The sequence below is a fragment of the Micromonospora sp. NPDC005367 genome (assembly GCF_040606825.1).
GTDB lineage: Bacteria > Actinomycetota > Actinomycetes > Mycobacteriales > Micromonosporaceae > Micromonospora.
In genome coordinates this window covers 33,347-48,614 of sequence record NZ_JBEXFP010000049.1, presented here as the reverse complement: position 1 = coordinate 48,614, position 15,268 = coordinate 33,347, and the positions used below count along the sequence as shown (strand labels likewise).

The following is a 15,268-nucleotide window of genomic DNA, read 5'->3' as shown; positions in this document are numbered from 1 at the left end:
GACGGCCGGTCTCCGCCTTGGCGGCCAGCAGCGCCCGGTAGAGCGCCTCGACGTCCTCGTGGTAGTCGCCCTGGTCGGCGTCGCCGCGGCGCCAGAGACCGGGACCCCGGGTGGCGGACCGTCGTGTTTCCGCGCCGAGCGAGCCGTTGGGCCTGGCCGCGCTCCGGGAGCTGGCAGCGCTGACCACCGAACGTCTGCTCGGCGCGCTGGAAATGACCGTGACCGGGATGGAACCGGTCGACGTGCCGGGCCTGACGGTGTACCTGCCGCCACCGCCGCCCGCCGGCGGTCGGTACGGGTTCGCCTCGGCCGGCAACGACAGCGAGGCGTTGACCGCCGCGCTGCTGCTGGACGCAGTGCGACCCGGCCTCGCCGACCTGGTTCTCGCCCTGGCCGGGCGGCTCGCCGTGCACCCGGCCGTCGTCCCGCTCCTGGTGGTGCCGCCGGACGCCGCCGACGAGCAGGCCGTGGCGGCGCGGCACGGGCAGGCGCATCTAGCTCTCGCCGTGGCAGTGGCGCACACCGTCGTCGGGAACGTGCAGGTACCACCCCTCGCCGACCGGACCGCCGCCACCGTCGGTGTGGGGATCGGCGCGGCGGCCGTCGTGCTGGGGCAGAGGCCGATGCCGCCCGCGTACGCCCCGGCGCTGCTGAACAAGATCCGAGCCGAGTACCTGCTGCCTCGCCGATCGTTCGGCTCGGTGCGGGTGTCGCGGCACCGGTTCGGGTTGGTCGAGGGCAGCTTCCCCGACACCGCCGACTTCGCCGGCAACGGGCTGGTCGCCGTGGTCGACGGCGGCGCCGTCATCCGGACCGGAATCGCCGACGGCCCGGCGCGCGTCCAGCTCACCGTGCTGGCCGAGGCGCCGCCCGAGGTGGCGTCCGGTTGGGAGGAGATCGTCGAGGTCAGCTGGCACGCCGTCGAGGGGCTCGCGTCGGTGCTCGGCCCCGACGGCACGAGCGAGCCGCAGCTGCGCGCCCAGACGCCGCCGTGGCCCGGCGACTACCGCCTACGGGTGCACGCGCGTGGCCGCGACGACCACGACGACCCGGACGCGGAGACGTACGAGCTGGTGGTCTGGGCGGCACCTGCCGCGCCGGAGGTCGTTCATCGCCGTACCGACCGGCTGGGGCACCGGCTGCGCGGCGAACCCGAACCGGCGCGGCCGGCGCGACCGGAGCGCGCCTACCGGTGGATACGTCGCAGCGTGCTGTCGGAGGCGGCGACGGTCACCGTGACGACCGGCGCGACGGTCGAGCAGGTGCTGCGCGCGTTCGGCGCCGATCCGGACCGGCCGGAGTCGATCCGCTCGATCGAGGCTGACCTGTACGCCGGGGACTCGAACTTCCCCTGGGTTGCCGTGCTCGACGCCGGGCCGGCGATCCTCGCCGTCGAGTACAACGGCTTCCAGGGCTCGCAGGAACCGGTGCTGCGCCGGGCGTCCGCGCGCGGCCGGGCGGCGAGCATGTTCTGGAACGTCAACGCCCTCATGCGGCTGTCCTTCGCGGAGCAGGGACGGCTGCTCGCCGCGTTCGAGCCCGGCATGAGCGCCGCCGAGCCGAAGGTCGACGTCGAGCCGGCGGTCGCCGCCGCGACCGCCGGCCTGGAACTCGCCGACCACGATCGCCACCTGAAGGGCCTGGTCGCGGTCGAGAGGTTCACCGGGTACGGCATCACCGCGGCTGACCTCGACCGTGTCACGACGGCCGGTACCGGCTTCCGGATCATCTCCGTCGTCGACGACCTGTGATGCGTGGGGCGCCGGACGCCTGACCCGGTTTGTCACCGTTGCGGGCCGTCGGCGGCGTTCAACGAGAAGTAGTCCTCCTCTTCCTGCGCGAGATGCAGCCGGAGCACGGCGTCCAGGCCGTACAGGGCTGCGAGGAGATCGGGCACCTCGTCGGCGCGTAGCCGGCCGTCCGGCTGCCGGGCCAGGTGACCGCCGATCCGGTCGACCAGACGGCTGATCTCCACATGCTCCCGGCTCATCGTGGAGGTCGCCTCGTCGCTGCCGAGCGGACCGGCCAGCGCCGGGTAGAGCCACTGTTCCTCCGCCGCCTCGTGCGGCAGCACCTCGTCGACCAGCCGACGGTGCACCTCACGCAGCGTCGGCACGCACTCCGGCACGTCCGGGCGGGTCGCCACCATGTCGGCGGTGTCCCGCAGCCGGGCCAGCACGTCCCGCACCCCGGCGTGCTCGCCGGCGTACCGGTCGAGCAGCTGCCGGATCTGCGGGGAGACCTCCCGGCGACGCAGGCCGCCGCCGAGGGCACGCAGCGCGTTGAGGATCACCAGCACGTCGATGCCTTCCTGAAGGAACGCGCCGGCGACCGGAGGCAACCTGCCCACGGCGGCGGCAACCATCGCGACGACCGCGAGGCCCATACCGACGGTGGCGCTCTGCAGGGCGATGCGGCGCGCGTACCGGGCGATCTCCACCGCGTCGGCGAGACGGTCCAGCCGATCTACGGTGAGCACCGCGTCGGCCACGTCCGCGGAGGCGGTGGCGCCGGTGGCGCCCATCGCACGCCCACATGTGCCTCGGCCAGGGCCGGTGCGTCGTTCACGCCGTCGCCGACCATCAGCGTGATCGCCCGCCCGGACTCGTCGCGGACCCGGTCGATCTTCTCCTGCGGGGAGCACTGGGCGATCACGTCGTCCACGCCGACGACCTGCGCCACCTGCCGGGCGGTGAGCGGCCGGTCGCCGGTGACCATGATCAGCCGTCGGAGCCCGGCCTGCCGTAGCCGCCGCACGGTGCGCCGGGCGTCGGGGCGCACCGGGTCCTCGAGGACGATCGCGCCGAGCAGCCCGTGTTCGTCGCTCACCCAGACGCCGGAGCGGCCGGTCAGCTCGGCCTGTTCGCGCACCCGCTGCGCCCATTCGGGCGGCTCACCGGCGAGCTGCCCCACCCGGACGAGTCGCCCGTCAACCCGGCCGCTCACCCCGTGCCCCGGCTGTTCGGTGACGTCCGACGGCTCCGCCAGCCGCAGCCCTCGCTCCCGGGCCTGCCGGACCAAGGCGGTGGCCAGCACGTGCGGGGAGAGCTGCTCGACGGAGGCGGCCAGCCGCAGCACCTCGTCGCGGTCGCCGCCCGGCGCCACCATCGTCTCCGCCGCGACGGGACGCCCGGCAGTGAGCGTGCCCCGTCTTGTCCAGGAGCATTGTGCGGGCTCTGCCCAGCAGCTCCAGCGACCCGCCGTCGCGCACCAGCACCCCACGCCGGGCCACCCGGGACAGCCCGGCGACGATCGCGATCGGGGTGGCCAGCAGCAGCGGGCAGGGGGTGGCCACCACCAGCACCGCCACCGCCCGCAGGAACTGGCCGGTGAGCAGCCATGCGACGCCCGCCAGCAGCAGCGTGAACGGCACGAACGCGGCGGCGTACCGGTCGGCGAGGCGGACCATCGGGGCCTTGTGCGCGGTGGCCTCCTCCGCGAGCCGGACGATCCCGGCGTACGTGCTCTCCGCCGCGTTCTTCGTCGCCCGCAGCCCGAACCCGGCACCCGCGTTGACCACTCCGCTGGCCACCTGCTCGCCCGCGGCACGGGTCACCAGCTGCGACTCGCCCGTGACCACCGACTCGTCCAGCGTCACGGCCTCCTCGACCGTCCCGTCAACCGGCACCACATCGCCGGGACCCACCACCAGCCGGTCGCCGGCCGTCACCCGGTCCAGCGGCACCTGCTCGATCCCGCGGTCCGGGGTGCGCCGCCGCGCCTGCCGGGGAGCACGTTCCAGCAGTGCGCGCAGGTCACGGCTGGCCCGACGCTGCGCGTAGCCCTCCAACGCCTGCCCGGTGCTGACCATCACCGCGATCACCGCACCCGCCAGGTACTCGCGAACCAGCAGCGTGCCGACCAGCGCCAGCACGGCGATCACGTCGACCCCGAACTGGCGACGCCACAGCTGGCGCAGCGTCGCCCACGCGGCCGGCACCAGCGCCACCAGGGTCACCGCCGCCCAGACCAGTTGCGGCGTCGTGCGCAGCCCGGCGAGCCACAGCCCGCCGCCCATCAGCGCGGCCACGGTGAGCAGCGTCAGCGGCGCCCATTCCCGCCAGGCCATCCGGCGCTGCCGTGCCGGCCGCTCCGGCACGCACTCGTCCGGTTCCGCTCCCACCTGCGGATCGTCTCAGCGGCCCGGCTGTCCGGACGCGGGAACCGGTGTGATCCGTCCCGACCGGACGACAGTGGAGTCGGACTCGCGTGCCGGCTGCCCGGTATTCCGGACGGTGCAGCGGCAACAGCGCGCGCGACGCGCCCGGAGTGAGGCACGATGAGGGGAAAGGAAAGGTCGTGACGATGAGCCAGGAGACGCCGGCCGGGGACCGCCCGCTGACCACCGCGCTCACCCAGGCCGCCGCGACGGCCGGTCTCGCCCCGTCGGTGCACAACAGCCAGCCGTGGCGCTGGACGGTTCTCCCCGACGCGCTGGAGCTGCGGATGGTGCACGAGCCGCAACTCGCCGCCACCGATCCGGAGAATCGGTTGGTGACGTTGAGCTGCGGACTGGCGCTGCACCACGCGCGGGTGGTGCTGGCCGCCGAGGGCTGGGCCGCCGACGTGGAGCGGCTGCCCGACCCGGGTCAGCTTGAGCTGCTCGCCCGGCTCAGCCGGTTCCAGCAGACCAGGGCCGACGCGGACGCGACCCGCCTCGTGCAGTGCATACGGGCTCGGCAGACCGACCGGCGGCCGGTCAGCGACGAGCCGGTGCCCGACGCGACGCTCAACGAGATCGTCGGCGCGGCCGTCGCGCAGGGTGCCCGGCTCCAACTGCTCGACTCCGACCAGGTGATGGATCTGGCCGCCGCGGCGGGCCAGGCCGCGGTGGTCGCAAAGGAGGAGCCGGAGCTGCGCGAGGAACTCGCCTACTGGACGAGTCGGGCCGGCACCGGCGCTGGGCTGCCGCCCGAGGTGCTGCCCGAGCAGCCCCCGCAGACCACCGTGCCGGTACGGGACTTCGGCCAGTCCGGGACCCTGCCGATCAGCTCCGGGCACGACCGTGCCGCCGCGTACGCCATCCTCTGGAACACCGACGACGAGCCGGACAGTTGGCTGCGCGCCGGGGAGGGGCTCTCCGCCGCCTGGCTGACCGCCACTCGGCTCGGCGTCTCGATGGTGCCGCTCAGCGGTGTGATCGAGACCGACGGCACCCGGCAGATCCTGCGGCAGATGCTGGCCGGGCTCGGCTTTCCGTACCTGGCGATGCGTCTGGGGGCCGTGGATCGGACGAACCCCGCGCCACCCCACACGCCGCGCCTGCCCACCGAGCAGATCGTCGACACCTCCGCCGTGGACGCCGGGTAGCGGACCGTTCGCCGTCAGGGCTCGGCCGGACGGCCGAGCCCTGACGGGCGGTCAGAAGTCGTCGACGTTCAACGTCACCCGGTGCTCACTCGACTTCCAGTTCGGCACGTTGATCACGTCGAAGCCGCCGCCGCGTTGGTCCACCGAGACCGACACGAGGCCGAGGTGGGCCGGCGCCGCCGGAATGAACACGTCCATGCCGGTCATGAAGGTCTGGCTGAAGAACTCCGGCAGGGGAGCGGTCAGGTCGGTGACCCGGTCGCTGCCGTCGTCGAACGCGAAGATCCCGATGGTCCGCTTGGCGCGCGGCGCGTTCGCGGCGTTCAGAACGCTGCGGCCGTTGATCCATAGCTGGTCGCCGGCGCCGCCCTGGTCACCCCACCACTCCTTCTGCCGCTGGATGGTCAGCGCCGTGTGCCGGTCGCTGGTGTCGATCAGCGCGCTGAGACCCTCGCCCGGCCGGCTGGTGAGCAGCCGCACGAACGCATCCGACCGCAGGAACGGCTGGAAGTAGAAGTGGTGCGTCGGCGCGTCGGTTCGCACGATCGCGAACTCGTACCGGGCGGTGGCGAGCACCGGGATCGGACCGAACGATCCGTCGCCGGCCAGGGGCTGCCGGTGCGCCGGGCGGCTGGACAGTCGACGGCCCGTCAGCGGGCTGACCGGATAGACCTCGAGCGTCGCACCGGTGACGCCGACGTTGCTGGGGAAGAGCACCGCGCGGCCGGAGATCCGGGCAGTGCCGAGGAGTTGCGGAAGGATCCGCGTGGTGTGCGGCGCCCGGCCCCGGAAGAAGCGGAAGATCTCCCGGAACGACTCCTCCGACGACACGGTCTGGGTGTGGGACTGGTCCGGGAAGTACACGTTGGTCGCACCCGCGATGGCCCGGGCCGGGTCGCCCTCGCCCCAGATCGCGAGCGTGGGCACCCCGCCCGGCGGTGCCGCCGCGGTGCGCCCGTCCAGGTTGACGTAGTGCGCCACGCGGCTGGCGCGCGCCGGTGAGCTACCGAGGTAACCCTGCATGACGAAGGTGCCGAGGCTGTGCGCGAGCAGGTCCACCTTGTCCGCGCCGCTGACGGTCAGCAGCCGGTCGATCCGGGCGTCCAGCTCCGCGTAGATCTGGGGCAGGATCGTGGCGACGTTCGGTGAGTCGTACTCCTGCGCCTCGATGATGTCGATCGGGTAGCCGTTGCTGGCCAGGCGCTTGGCCTGGGTCTGGAACTGTGACGCCGATCCGGCGCTGCCGTGCACGAAGACCACGGGACGGTACGACGTGCGCGCGCCGGCGCCCGCGGCGGGTGCGGTGGTGGTGACGGACAGGCCGGCCGCGACTGCGATCCCGGCCAGCAGGGCGAACATCCTGCGGCGAAGAGTGTGCACAGGGCCTCCAGCAGTCGACGGGGTTTTTGCACCGTGAGCGCAAGTATCGTGACAGAAGGCGGCGATCGATCCAACCCTTCCGCCGGCGACGCGCGATGGCGGAGGATGGCGGAACAGGCGGGCGAGCGACCCCGCCTCGAGGCGTGACAAGACGCCGGCAGCGAGCCCTTTCGAGAGAGGACCAACGCACGTGACCACACTCGACTCGCCCATCCCGCGGTTCCACCTGGCCATGCCCGTTGACGACCTCGACGCCGCCCGCCACTTCTACGGCAAGCTCATCGGGTGCGAGCAGGGACGCAGCTCAGAGACCTGGATCGACTGGGACCTGCGTGGCCACCAGTTCGTGACCCACCTCGCCCCGGGACGTGGACCGGCGGCGCACAACCAGGTCGACGGCCACGACGTGCCCGTCCCGCACTTCGGCCTCCTGCTGACCGTCCCGGAGTTCCACGACCTCGCCGAGCGGCTGCGGGCCGCCGGTACGACCTTCGTCATCGAGCCCTATCTGCGGTTCGCCGGACAGCCCGGGGAGCAGTGGACGATGTTCCTCCTCGATCCCGCCGGGAACGCCCTGGAGTTCAAGGCGTTCGCCGACGACTCCCAGGTGTTCGCCTCCTGAGGACCGCCCGCGCGGGCAGCCGCCGGCGGCCGTTGTTCAGGCGGGGGTCAGGACCAGGCTGACCGTACGGTTGCGGGACTCCCGCTCGAATGGGCGCTCCGACTGCTCCGCGGACCTGATTGCGAACGCGGTGAGCGGCAGTCCGCTCGCCTCGGACAGCTTCCGCGCGGCGACCTCGGCCCGGCTCAACGCCGTGCCGGAGCCACCGCTCGTACGTCCGCCCGGAACGGGCACGCTGTGCCCGACGACGGTGATCGACGCGTCGACGTCGTCCAGGCGGCGGCCGACCTTTTCGAGAAGCGCGGCGCCGTGGGCGGTCAGGCGGGTGTCCTCGATGAACAGGCCCTCGCGGAAGTAGACCCCGACGGCGCCCGCTTGGGGCTTCACGACGACACTGGGCATCGCGAGCTGCCGGTTGATCACGTTGAGCCGGGCGGTCAGCCGCTCGGCGGCGACCGACCGCTCGGCCTCCACCTGCGCCAGCCGACGGGCCAGCTCCTCGGCACGCTGCCGCTCCCCGTCGCCGGTGTCAAATTGCGACGGGGTGGCGGCGGCGGGTGCGGTCGACACGGGCCGGGGCGGGCCGTCCTCGGCCACGGCGACGGCGCCACCGGCGACGGCGGCGACGGCCAGCACCCCGCCGACCACCGCGACCCGCGCCGGCTGGGCGACCGGCCGGGGCGGACGCTTTCCGGCCAGGACCCCGGCGAGGACGCGCCGGCCCTCGGCAGCGCCGACGTGGTCCGGGTCGCCGGCCTGTACCCGCGCCCAGTACTCGTCCGCGTCGCGCCAGCGGCCCTGTTGCGCGCGGATCCGGGCGAGCAGGTCGAACACCGCCGGGTCGTCGCTTTCCAGCGCGGTGAGCACCTCGGCGGCGGCGTCCAGTTCGCCACGCCGTGCCGCCGCGGCGGCACGGCTCACCGCGAGGTCGGTGTCGATGGCCGGCGCGCTCATCGGAGGGTCAACCCGATGATCTTGTTCTGCTCCTCGTCCGGGAGCAGCCGGACCAGCCGGCTGTTGACCGCGTCGAGGGCTCGCTCGTCGTTGCCGGCCAGCGCCTCCCGGCCCTCCCGGATCAGGCGGGCCGCCTCGCCGGGGGGCCGCATGCGGTGCTCCTGCTCGCCGAGCCAGTAGAAGACCTGCACCGACCAGCCGGGCTGGCGCCGTTGCAGATCGATGAGGTACCCGGTGACGCGGTCGAGCTCCGCCCTGATCCGCGCCGAACTGCCACTCGCGATCGCGTCTTCCGCGCGCCGCTCCAGCTCGGTGTGCTCCTGACGGTCGGCCTGCTGCCCAGTACGGGCCACCAGATCGGCGACCTCGGCGAGAAGCTCGCGAAGCTCATTGATCATCCCGGGCCGGTCGGCGGCCTCCTCGATGTCGTCGAGTTGCGCCTGCACCTCACGAAGCCGGTCCTCTGCGGACGCCGCGGCCCCGACGTCCACGGCGGAGGCGCGCACCTGCTCGCGGGCGGTGGTCAGGGTGCCCTCCTCCGACAACTGGTCCAGCCGCTCGCGTACCTCCGGCAGCTGCGCGGCGTGCGACTGGCGCAGCGATTCCACCCGGCCCTCGACCTCGCCGAGGGTCCTCGCGAGGTCGTCCGGCTTCGGTGCCAGGACGTCGTCGAGGTTGATCTCCGCGTCGAACTGGGTCTGGATGAGCGGGACGTCCGCGACCACGGTGACGAGGTTGGAGGCGTCCACCTCGAACGTCATCTCGACCTCGGTGGCGGCCGGCAGATCGATCCGGAGATCCACCGGGCGGATCTCCAGGATGCCGACCTGCCGGTTGCGGTCGGCCCGGTCACGTTCGCCTTGCACCACTGGGATGCGGACCACGGCCTCGCTGTCCGACCGGCGCAGGGCGCCCGTGGTGCGGAACACCTCGCGCGCCCGCGCCGGCAGGGTCGCTCCCTTGCGCAGCAGCGGCGCGAAGGCCCGGTCGGCCAGCTGGATGCCGAGAGAGTGGGTGAGGCGGGCGCCGCCGAACTCCACCTCGCGGTGGGTGATCGTCAGCGAGTCGGGGACCACCTTCCGCGGCACGCCGGCCCGGTCGGTGAGTTCGACGGTGAAGTGGGAGACCTTGTGCGCATCGATGTCGACCTCGGCCACGAAGGCGCCCACGGAGTTCACCGCGATCCGGGCGCTGCGGAACGGCGGTTTGCCGCCCGGATTGCTGAGGACGACACCGAATCCCGTCCAGTCCACCGCTGAGGCGGCGTGCAGCTTCCCGGCGATCGTGGGGGTCGTGGTGGTGACACTCGGCTCGTAGGCCAGCTCGAGGCCGAACTCGTCGGCCGCGGGCCGGAACGACGGCGGATCCGGGTGCCGGACCGTGCTGGCGAAGATCGCGGCGCCGCGGGCGACCACGGTGGTCGGGTCGAGGCTGGTGTCCAGGATGATGCCGAGACCGTCCCGCGGGTCGGCGAGACGCTCACGAAGGCCGGGCGAGAGGGTCACGCCACCGACGAGTAGCAACTTGTCGATGTCGTCCGCCCGCAACCCGCCGTCGGCCAGCGCCTGCCGGCAGAGGTTGATCGCCCGCGCGTAGAACGGCTCGGCGATGCGATCGAGTTCGTCGCGTCGCAGCGTGTACTCGAACGTCTCGGTGTCGCCGCCGCTCACCGTGAGCTCGACCATCAGGTCGACCGCGTCACGACGCGAGAGCTGGATCTTGCCGTCCTCCGCGGCGCCCTTCAGCTTCGCGAAGTTGCCCCGCCAGGTCGGGTTGTTCCGCCGGAAGTCGGCCAACCCCAAGGCGGCGGCCGCCGCCGGAGCGAGGACCCGCTCGACGACCGCCCAGTCGATCAGCTTGCCGCCCAGGTACGGGTCGCCGGCGTGGTTGAGCACCCGCAGGTCGCCGTCGCGCTTGCTCACCACCGCCGCGTCGAACGTGCCGCCGCCGAAGTCGAAGACCATCCAGTAGGCGCGGTCGTCGGCGTCGTGGAAGCCGTACGCGAACGCGGCCGCGGTGGGCTCCTGGACCAGTGGGCACGCGGCGCTGAACCCCGCCAGGGTGGCCGCCTCGAGGGTCGCCTTGTTCTGGTTCAGTGCGAACGCCGCCGGCACGGTGATCACTGCGGCGTCCGGTGGACGTCCGGCGTGGTGCGCCGCATCGGCCCGCAGCGACTTCAGCACCTCGGCGGAGAGCTGTGGCGGCGTGAGCCGCGCCGCGGCCTTGACGAAGTCCTTGCCGGCGTCGGCCAGGCCCATCTCGAGCTTGAACTCGGCCGTCGCGTTGTCGGGGTCGCTCTCCACCCGCTCGCGTGCCTTGCGGCCGACGTGGACCATGCCCGGCTTCGGGATCCACACGGCCGACGGTGTGATGTCCCAGCCATCGTTGTTCTTGATGACGGCGACGGTGCCATCCTCCTCGACCGTCGCGATTGCGCTGTTGGTGGTGCCGAGGTCGATGCCGAAGTCGATGGTGTCACGCATTGTCGTTCCTCCCGTCGGGGGATTGGCTGGGGGTACCGACGATCACCTGACCCATCTGGACCAGGCGGCCGTGCAGGTAGATCGAGGGCCGCACGGTCTCCAGGACGGTCTCGCCGGTGAGGCCCGGGTTCTCCTGGTAGACGAGCACCTCGAGCGCCCGGCCGGAGTTGAAGGCATCCCCGTCGTGGTCCTGCACGACCAGACCGGCGTCGGCCAGGGCTTCCGCACACGTACGCAGGTACCGGGCGGCCTGACGGTCGCGGGCGGTGGGGCGTTCACCCGGCGCGGTGAGCTTGCGCTCCGCGCGCCACAGGTTCGTCGCGGCCGTGGCGAGCGCGGACTCGTCGGGCGCCGCATTCACCGCCGGAACCGGGGTCTCCGCCGGCGTGGCCGCCTGCGCCTGCGCCAGCAGCTCCTCGATTTGGCGGCACTGCTGCTCCGTCCACACCGGCGCGGGAATCCGGAACGCCGAATGGTGTCGACGCTGGCGCACGTCCTCACGCAGTCGGGTCAGCCGGCTCACAACGTCACCCCCCGTCGCCAGAGGGTCAGCATGGGCAGGTACCGCGCCCGGAGATCCGGGGACAGGTTCACGGCCTCCTCCATCAGGTCGGCGGCGCGATCGAGTTGCCCCGCGCGCCGGGACAGTTCCAGGGCCTCCTCGACCAGTTGGCGGGCCCACGCGCTCGGCGGGGGCGGCTCCACGACCCCACCGTCACGCTTCGACGTACCGTCGAAGCGCTGCCGCCGCGTCCGCAGCTCGCCGGCGAGCATGCCCGCCGAGGCAGGGCGGTTTCCCGCTGCCACCTCGAGCGTGGCCAGCACGATCCGGTCGATTTCCGCGTCCACCGCCGGGTTGTAGCGGCTCGGCGGCAGCGGGCCCCGCGCGAACCGGCTCGGCGAGTACGACGACAGCGGTCCACCGTCGTCGTACGGCAAGCGGTTGGTGAGCAGCAGGTAGGCGATCGTGCCGACGGACCACACGTCGCTGGCCCGGGAGTAGCCCTCCCGCCGCAACACCTCCGGCGCCATGAAGGCGAACGTTCCCTGAGCACTGGCGAGCATCGTGAAGGGGTCGGCGCGCTTGGCGAGACCGAAGTCGCTGATGCGGATCCGCATGCCCATGCCGTCGTACCCGACCAGGATGTTCGCCGGTGTGAGGTCCCGGTGCAGGATTGGCGGATCCTGGTCGTGCGCGGCTGTAAGCCCCGCGGCGATCTGCTCGACCACCTCCATGACCAGATCGACCGGAGCGGTGGGCGAGTGGGCGCGGGCCAGCCGTTCCAGGCTGCCCCCGGCGACGTACTCCATCGTGAAGAAGCCGCGTACGCCGCGCGCCGTGCGGACCGTGCCGGCGTCGAACACCCGGACGATGTTGGGGTGCCCCAGCGTGGACAGCAGCCGCGCCTCCTCCAGCAGAGTCCGGGTCTCGTCCAGCGACGCGACCCGCTTGAAGACCTTCATCGCCTGCCAGCCGAGGTACTCGTGCCGTACCCGGTGCACCTCCGCGAAGGCGCCCTCGCCGAGCATCCGGTCCACGACCAGCGTCTCGGTCACCCGGTCACCGTTGTCCAGCAGCGTCACCGCGATCACCCGCCTCTTCGCCCGGATGGACGGTGAGCCGGTACCCGATGCCGGTGACGGTCTCCAGGATCCGCGGCGCGGACGGGTCCGCCTCGATGCTCCGACGTACCGCACGCACCACGCCGGCGAGGTCGGCGCGGGTGTAGGAGCGGCTCGGCGGCCACTCCTCGGGTGCGCCCCACAGCGCGGCGATCAGCTCCTGGTGGCCGCACGCGACGGCCGCGCCGTTGCTGCTGCGACCGACCATGTACCGCAGCAACTGGTGGCCCTGCGGTCGCAGTCCGCTCACCGCGGTCTCGCCGTCCGCGTCGCAGCGGTACGCCCGGGCCTCCACCCAGTCGTAGCGCAAGCTGGGGCCACGCACGGGCACCGCCGGCGGCGGCTCGAACGGCGCGGGCTGGGTGGTGTGCGGGTCGAGCAAGGTCAGCTCCCAGTACAGCGGCTCACCCTCGGGCGACATGTCGCCGAGGATCAACAGCGAATCACCGTGCCGCAGACGGCGACGACCGACCAGGCGCTCGGTACGCCCGCCGAGCGTACGCAGCAGCGTGCCGTTGACGCTCGCGTTGTCGGTCACCGACCACCCGCCGTCGACCACGTCCAGCGTGCAGTGCAGCCGGCCCACCCAGCGTTGCGGGTCCGGTTCCAGATGCACGTCGGGAGTGTGGTCCGGCGCGGTGCGGCCAACGGTGATCGGGCCGTCCGTCAGCTCCATCCCGGTGACCGTTCCTTCCGGTGAGCGCACGCGCAGTGTCACCCCCCGGGTCGTCGACGCTGCGTTCATAACCGGATTTCCCCACTGAACGGCTGGTCGTCGTCGCGATGTACGAGGCAGGCCACGTAGTCAGGCGGGTTCGAATCGTTCCACCACGGCGGCCAGGCGGCGGTCATCATGTATTCGTCGGACAGCTGCTGCGAACTCGCCACACTGCTGCAGGCGGCTTTCGCGCTCACCGCCACCGCGCTCTCGTCGGGCCACGGCCCGGTCACCGGCGGATAAGCGAGGATCTGCGCCCAGTGCGGCTGGTCGCAGCGCACGATGGGCAGCTTCTCGTCCCACTCGGCGGACGGTTGTGCGAGCTCCACACACGTGCCGATCGGCGGGTTCGCGAGACTGCCCTCGCGTGACATCAAGGGCATCGAGACGGCCAGTTGGGCATGACTGGGGTTCGCCCCCATGGCCTGGCCCTTCCACCGCTGGTCGTCGGCCCGGCGCGCCGCGCAGGTCGCATAGTTCGCGTCCGGATCCTGCGCGTCCCAGTCGGTCTGTCCGGAATAGATCACCTCCGGCTCGTAGGTCGGTGGGGGCAGGCTGAACAGGGCCAGCTGCTCCGCGCACAGGAACGCGGCCAACCTGCCCACCTCCTCGACACCGGGGTACTCCGTGGGCCCCGTCGCCAGTGGCAGATAGGCCACCACCTCGGCCCAGTGGTCTTCCCCGCAGTCGACGACGCTCACCGCCGAGCTGCCGTCGCGCCAGTCTTCGGCCTCGGCGACGCAGGCGCCCGCTGGTGGATTGTCGGTCAAGATCGGGCTGTGGACGTCCACCCGTTGCACGTCGGGACCGCTGAACGCCTGGTACAGCAGGTAGATCACGATCAGCAGCGCGCACGCGGCCACGAGGCCGAAGACCGGGCGGCGTTGACCCTGACGCTCGTACGCCGGTCGCTGCGCCGGCTGGCGGTAGCTGACCCCGCTTGCGGCGTTGAGCTCCGCCAACAGCTCCCAGAGCACCGCGGTCATCGACGGGTCGTCGGTGCGGCCGAGGATGTCGCGTAGGAACTGCGCCGCCGCGTGTCGCCCGTGCGTCCGCTCCAGCGTGTGGACCTTCGCCCGGAACTTCTGAACCGCCCGCTGCTCGCCGATGAACCCGTCGCGGTTCTCGTGGATCCGGCGAACCGTCTCCGGGTCGGTCGCGAGTTTCTCCGCTCCGGCCAACCAGGCCTTGACGTCGCCCTCGTACCGGGCGGTCCTGCTCTGTTCGGCCACCGCGCAGTTGTTGAGGACCACCGCGATGCGGTTGCGCGCGGTCGCCGTGCGGCGGTGGCGGTCGAGTGGAGCGAGCCCTTCGAGCCGCGCGAGGGCGGGCAGTGCCTCCGCGTGCAACCGCGCCACGGTGCCCTCGACGTCACCGGACTCCAGAAGCCTGTGCAGCTCACCCATGGTCGCGTCGAGCTTGTCGTACTGCGGACCGGCGGCCTCTTCGACTAGCCGGTCCCGGTCGCGCTCCGCAACGGGCCAGTCCGCGAGGCTCTTTCGCAGCGGGGCGGGGTAATCCGCGGCAACGGCCAGCTGCAGCGACGGCTGGATCAGCGCGCCCGGCAGTTCCGCGCGCAGCGCATCGACCACGGAGGCGTCGAGTTGGCGATCGTCAAGGCGTTCGATGCGATGGTGCAGGTGGCGCCAGAACGCCGCCGACCGCAGCGTCCTCGTCCAGGCCGCTGCCGCTGTCGCCCAACCCTCGTCCACCCGGCCGTCCATGGCCAGGGCCAGCACGTCGACCGGGTCCATGTCGAGCACTTCGGCGTGGGCCTGCACCGCGTCATCGTGGTCGGCGTGCGTGGTGGTCGGGCACCCGCACCCGTCCGGCGAGCCCCAGCTGCCGAAGATCTCGTGTACCAGGCGACGCCGCGGGTCACCCTGCAGGACGTCGAACGCGCCACGCAGTTCGTCCGGGCCGACGGACGATCCCGCTCCATCGATGTCCGCGCCGACCTTGAGCGCTGCCGCCAGACGCTGCTGACGGCGGCGCACCGTCGGCCGGTCCACGTCGATCGGCAGGCCGGTCACCCGGAAGGCGTTGCGCCGGTACAGCTCCGGCCCGGCCACCTCACGCAGACTCGTCAGCACCGCCTCATCCACGCCAGCTCCCCCAGGACGACACTACCCACGCCATCGATCGGCTTGTTCGATCCGAACGTAACGTTTCCAGTGA

General features: G+C 72.4%; 12 protein-coding genes and 1 pseudogene. 3 read left to right on the top strand and 10 right to left on the bottom strand.

Features of this window, described 5'->3' with window-relative positions; translation table 11 throughout:
• On the bottom strand, positions 1-187 hold a 187-nt coding region (locus ABZS42_RS26280; RefSeq protein ID WP_355149609.1), incomplete at its 3' end, for a hypothetical protein.
• A gap of 40 nt (positions 188-227) precedes the next feature.
• Between ABZS42_RS26280 and ABZS42_RS26275 the strand changes: the two genes are divergently transcribed.
• Positions 228-1,751, top strand: coding sequence for a DUF6461 domain-containing protein (locus tag ABZS42_RS26275; RefSeq protein ID WP_355149607.1), 1,524 nt, complete (start codon positions 228-230; stop codon positions 1,749-1,751).
• Between the two features lie 32 nt (positions 1,752-1,783).
• On the opposite strand, the gene ABZS42_RS26270 is transcribed toward ABZS42_RS26275, so the two are convergent.
• A complete protein-coding gene (locus tag ABZS42_RS26270; protein ID WP_355149617.1) occupies positions 1,784-2,293 on the bottom strand; it encodes a hemerythrin domain-containing protein in 510 nt (169 codons plus the stop codon).
• A pseudogene (locus tag ABZS42_RS26265) lies at positions 2,267-4,123 on the bottom strand (heavy metal translocating P-type ATPase); the annotation flags it as partial. The pseudogene ABZS42_RS26265 and the gene ABZS42_RS26270, both read right to left, overlap by 27 nt.
• Before the next feature lie 182 nt (positions 4,124-4,305).
• Between ABZS42_RS26265 and ABZS42_RS26260 the strand changes: the two are divergent.
• Positions 4,306-5,310, top strand: a complete 1,005-nt coding sequence (locus tag ABZS42_RS26260; RefSeq protein ID WP_355149615.1) for a nitroreductase family protein — start codon at positions 4,306-4,308, stop codon at positions 5,308-5,310.
• 51 nt (positions 5,311-5,361) lie between these two features.
• On the opposite strand, the gene ABZS42_RS26255 is transcribed toward ABZS42_RS26260, so the two are convergent.
• The gene (locus ABZS42_RS26255) at positions 5,362-6,690 is read right to left on the bottom strand and encodes an alpha/beta hydrolase (protein ID WP_355149605.1); all 1,329 of its coding nucleotides are present in this window, start codon (positions 6,688-6,690) and stop codon (positions 5,362-5,364) included.
• Between the two features lie 190 nt (positions 6,691-6,880).
• On the opposite strand from ABZS42_RS26255, the gene ABZS42_RS26250 reads away from it, so the two are divergent.
• The gene (locus tag ABZS42_RS26250) at positions 6,881-7,312 is read left to right on the top strand and encodes a VOC family protein (protein WP_355149603.1); all 432 of its coding nucleotides are present in this window, start codon (positions 6,881-6,883) and stop codon (positions 7,310-7,312) included.
• 36 nt (positions 7,313-7,348) lie between these two features.
• On the opposite strand, the gene ABZS42_RS26245 is transcribed toward ABZS42_RS26250, so the two are convergent.
• The 6 genes from ABZS42_RS26245 to ABZS42_RS26220 form a co-directional block, all read right to left on the bottom strand.
• Positions 7,349-8,266 carry a hypothetical protein gene (locus ABZS42_RS26245; RefSeq protein ID WP_355149601.1) on the bottom strand — a complete coding sequence of 306 codons (918 nt, stop codon included), beginning with the start codon at positions 8,264-8,266 and terminating at the stop codon, positions 7,349-7,351.
• Positions 8,263-10,749: an Hsp70 family protein gene (locus tag ABZS42_RS26240; protein WP_355149599.1), complete on the bottom strand. Its 2,487-nt coding sequence runs from the start codon at positions 10,747-10,749 to the stop codon at positions 8,263-8,265. Before ABZS42_RS26240 ends, ABZS42_RS26245 begins: the two co-directional genes overlap by 4 nt.
• Complete coding sequence (locus ABZS42_RS26235; RefSeq protein WP_355149597.1) at positions 10,742-11,272, bottom strand: hypothetical protein; 531 nt, start codon at positions 11,270-11,272, stop codon at positions 10,742-10,744. Before ABZS42_RS26235 ends, ABZS42_RS26240 begins: the two co-directional genes overlap by 8 nt.
• Positions 11,269-12,333 carry a serine/threonine-protein kinase gene (locus ABZS42_RS26230; RefSeq protein ID WP_355149595.1) on the bottom strand — a complete coding sequence of 355 codons (1,065 nt, stop codon included), beginning with the start codon at positions 12,331-12,333 and terminating at the stop codon, positions 11,269-11,271. Before ABZS42_RS26230 ends, ABZS42_RS26235 begins: the two co-directional genes overlap by 4 nt.
• A complete protein-coding gene (locus ABZS42_RS26225; protein WP_355149593.1) occupies positions 12,311-13,048 on the bottom strand; it encodes an FHA domain-containing protein in 738 nt (245 codons plus the stop codon). The genes ABZS42_RS26230 and ABZS42_RS26225 overlap by 23 nt, the downstream gene beginning before the upstream one ends.
• Before the next feature lie 65 nt (positions 13,049-13,113).
• Positions 13,114-15,195, bottom strand: coding sequence for a hypothetical protein (locus tag ABZS42_RS26220; protein ID WP_355149591.1), 2,082 nt, complete (start codon positions 15,193-15,195; stop codon positions 13,114-13,116).
• Between the last annotated feature and the right edge of the window lie 73 nt (positions 15,196-15,268).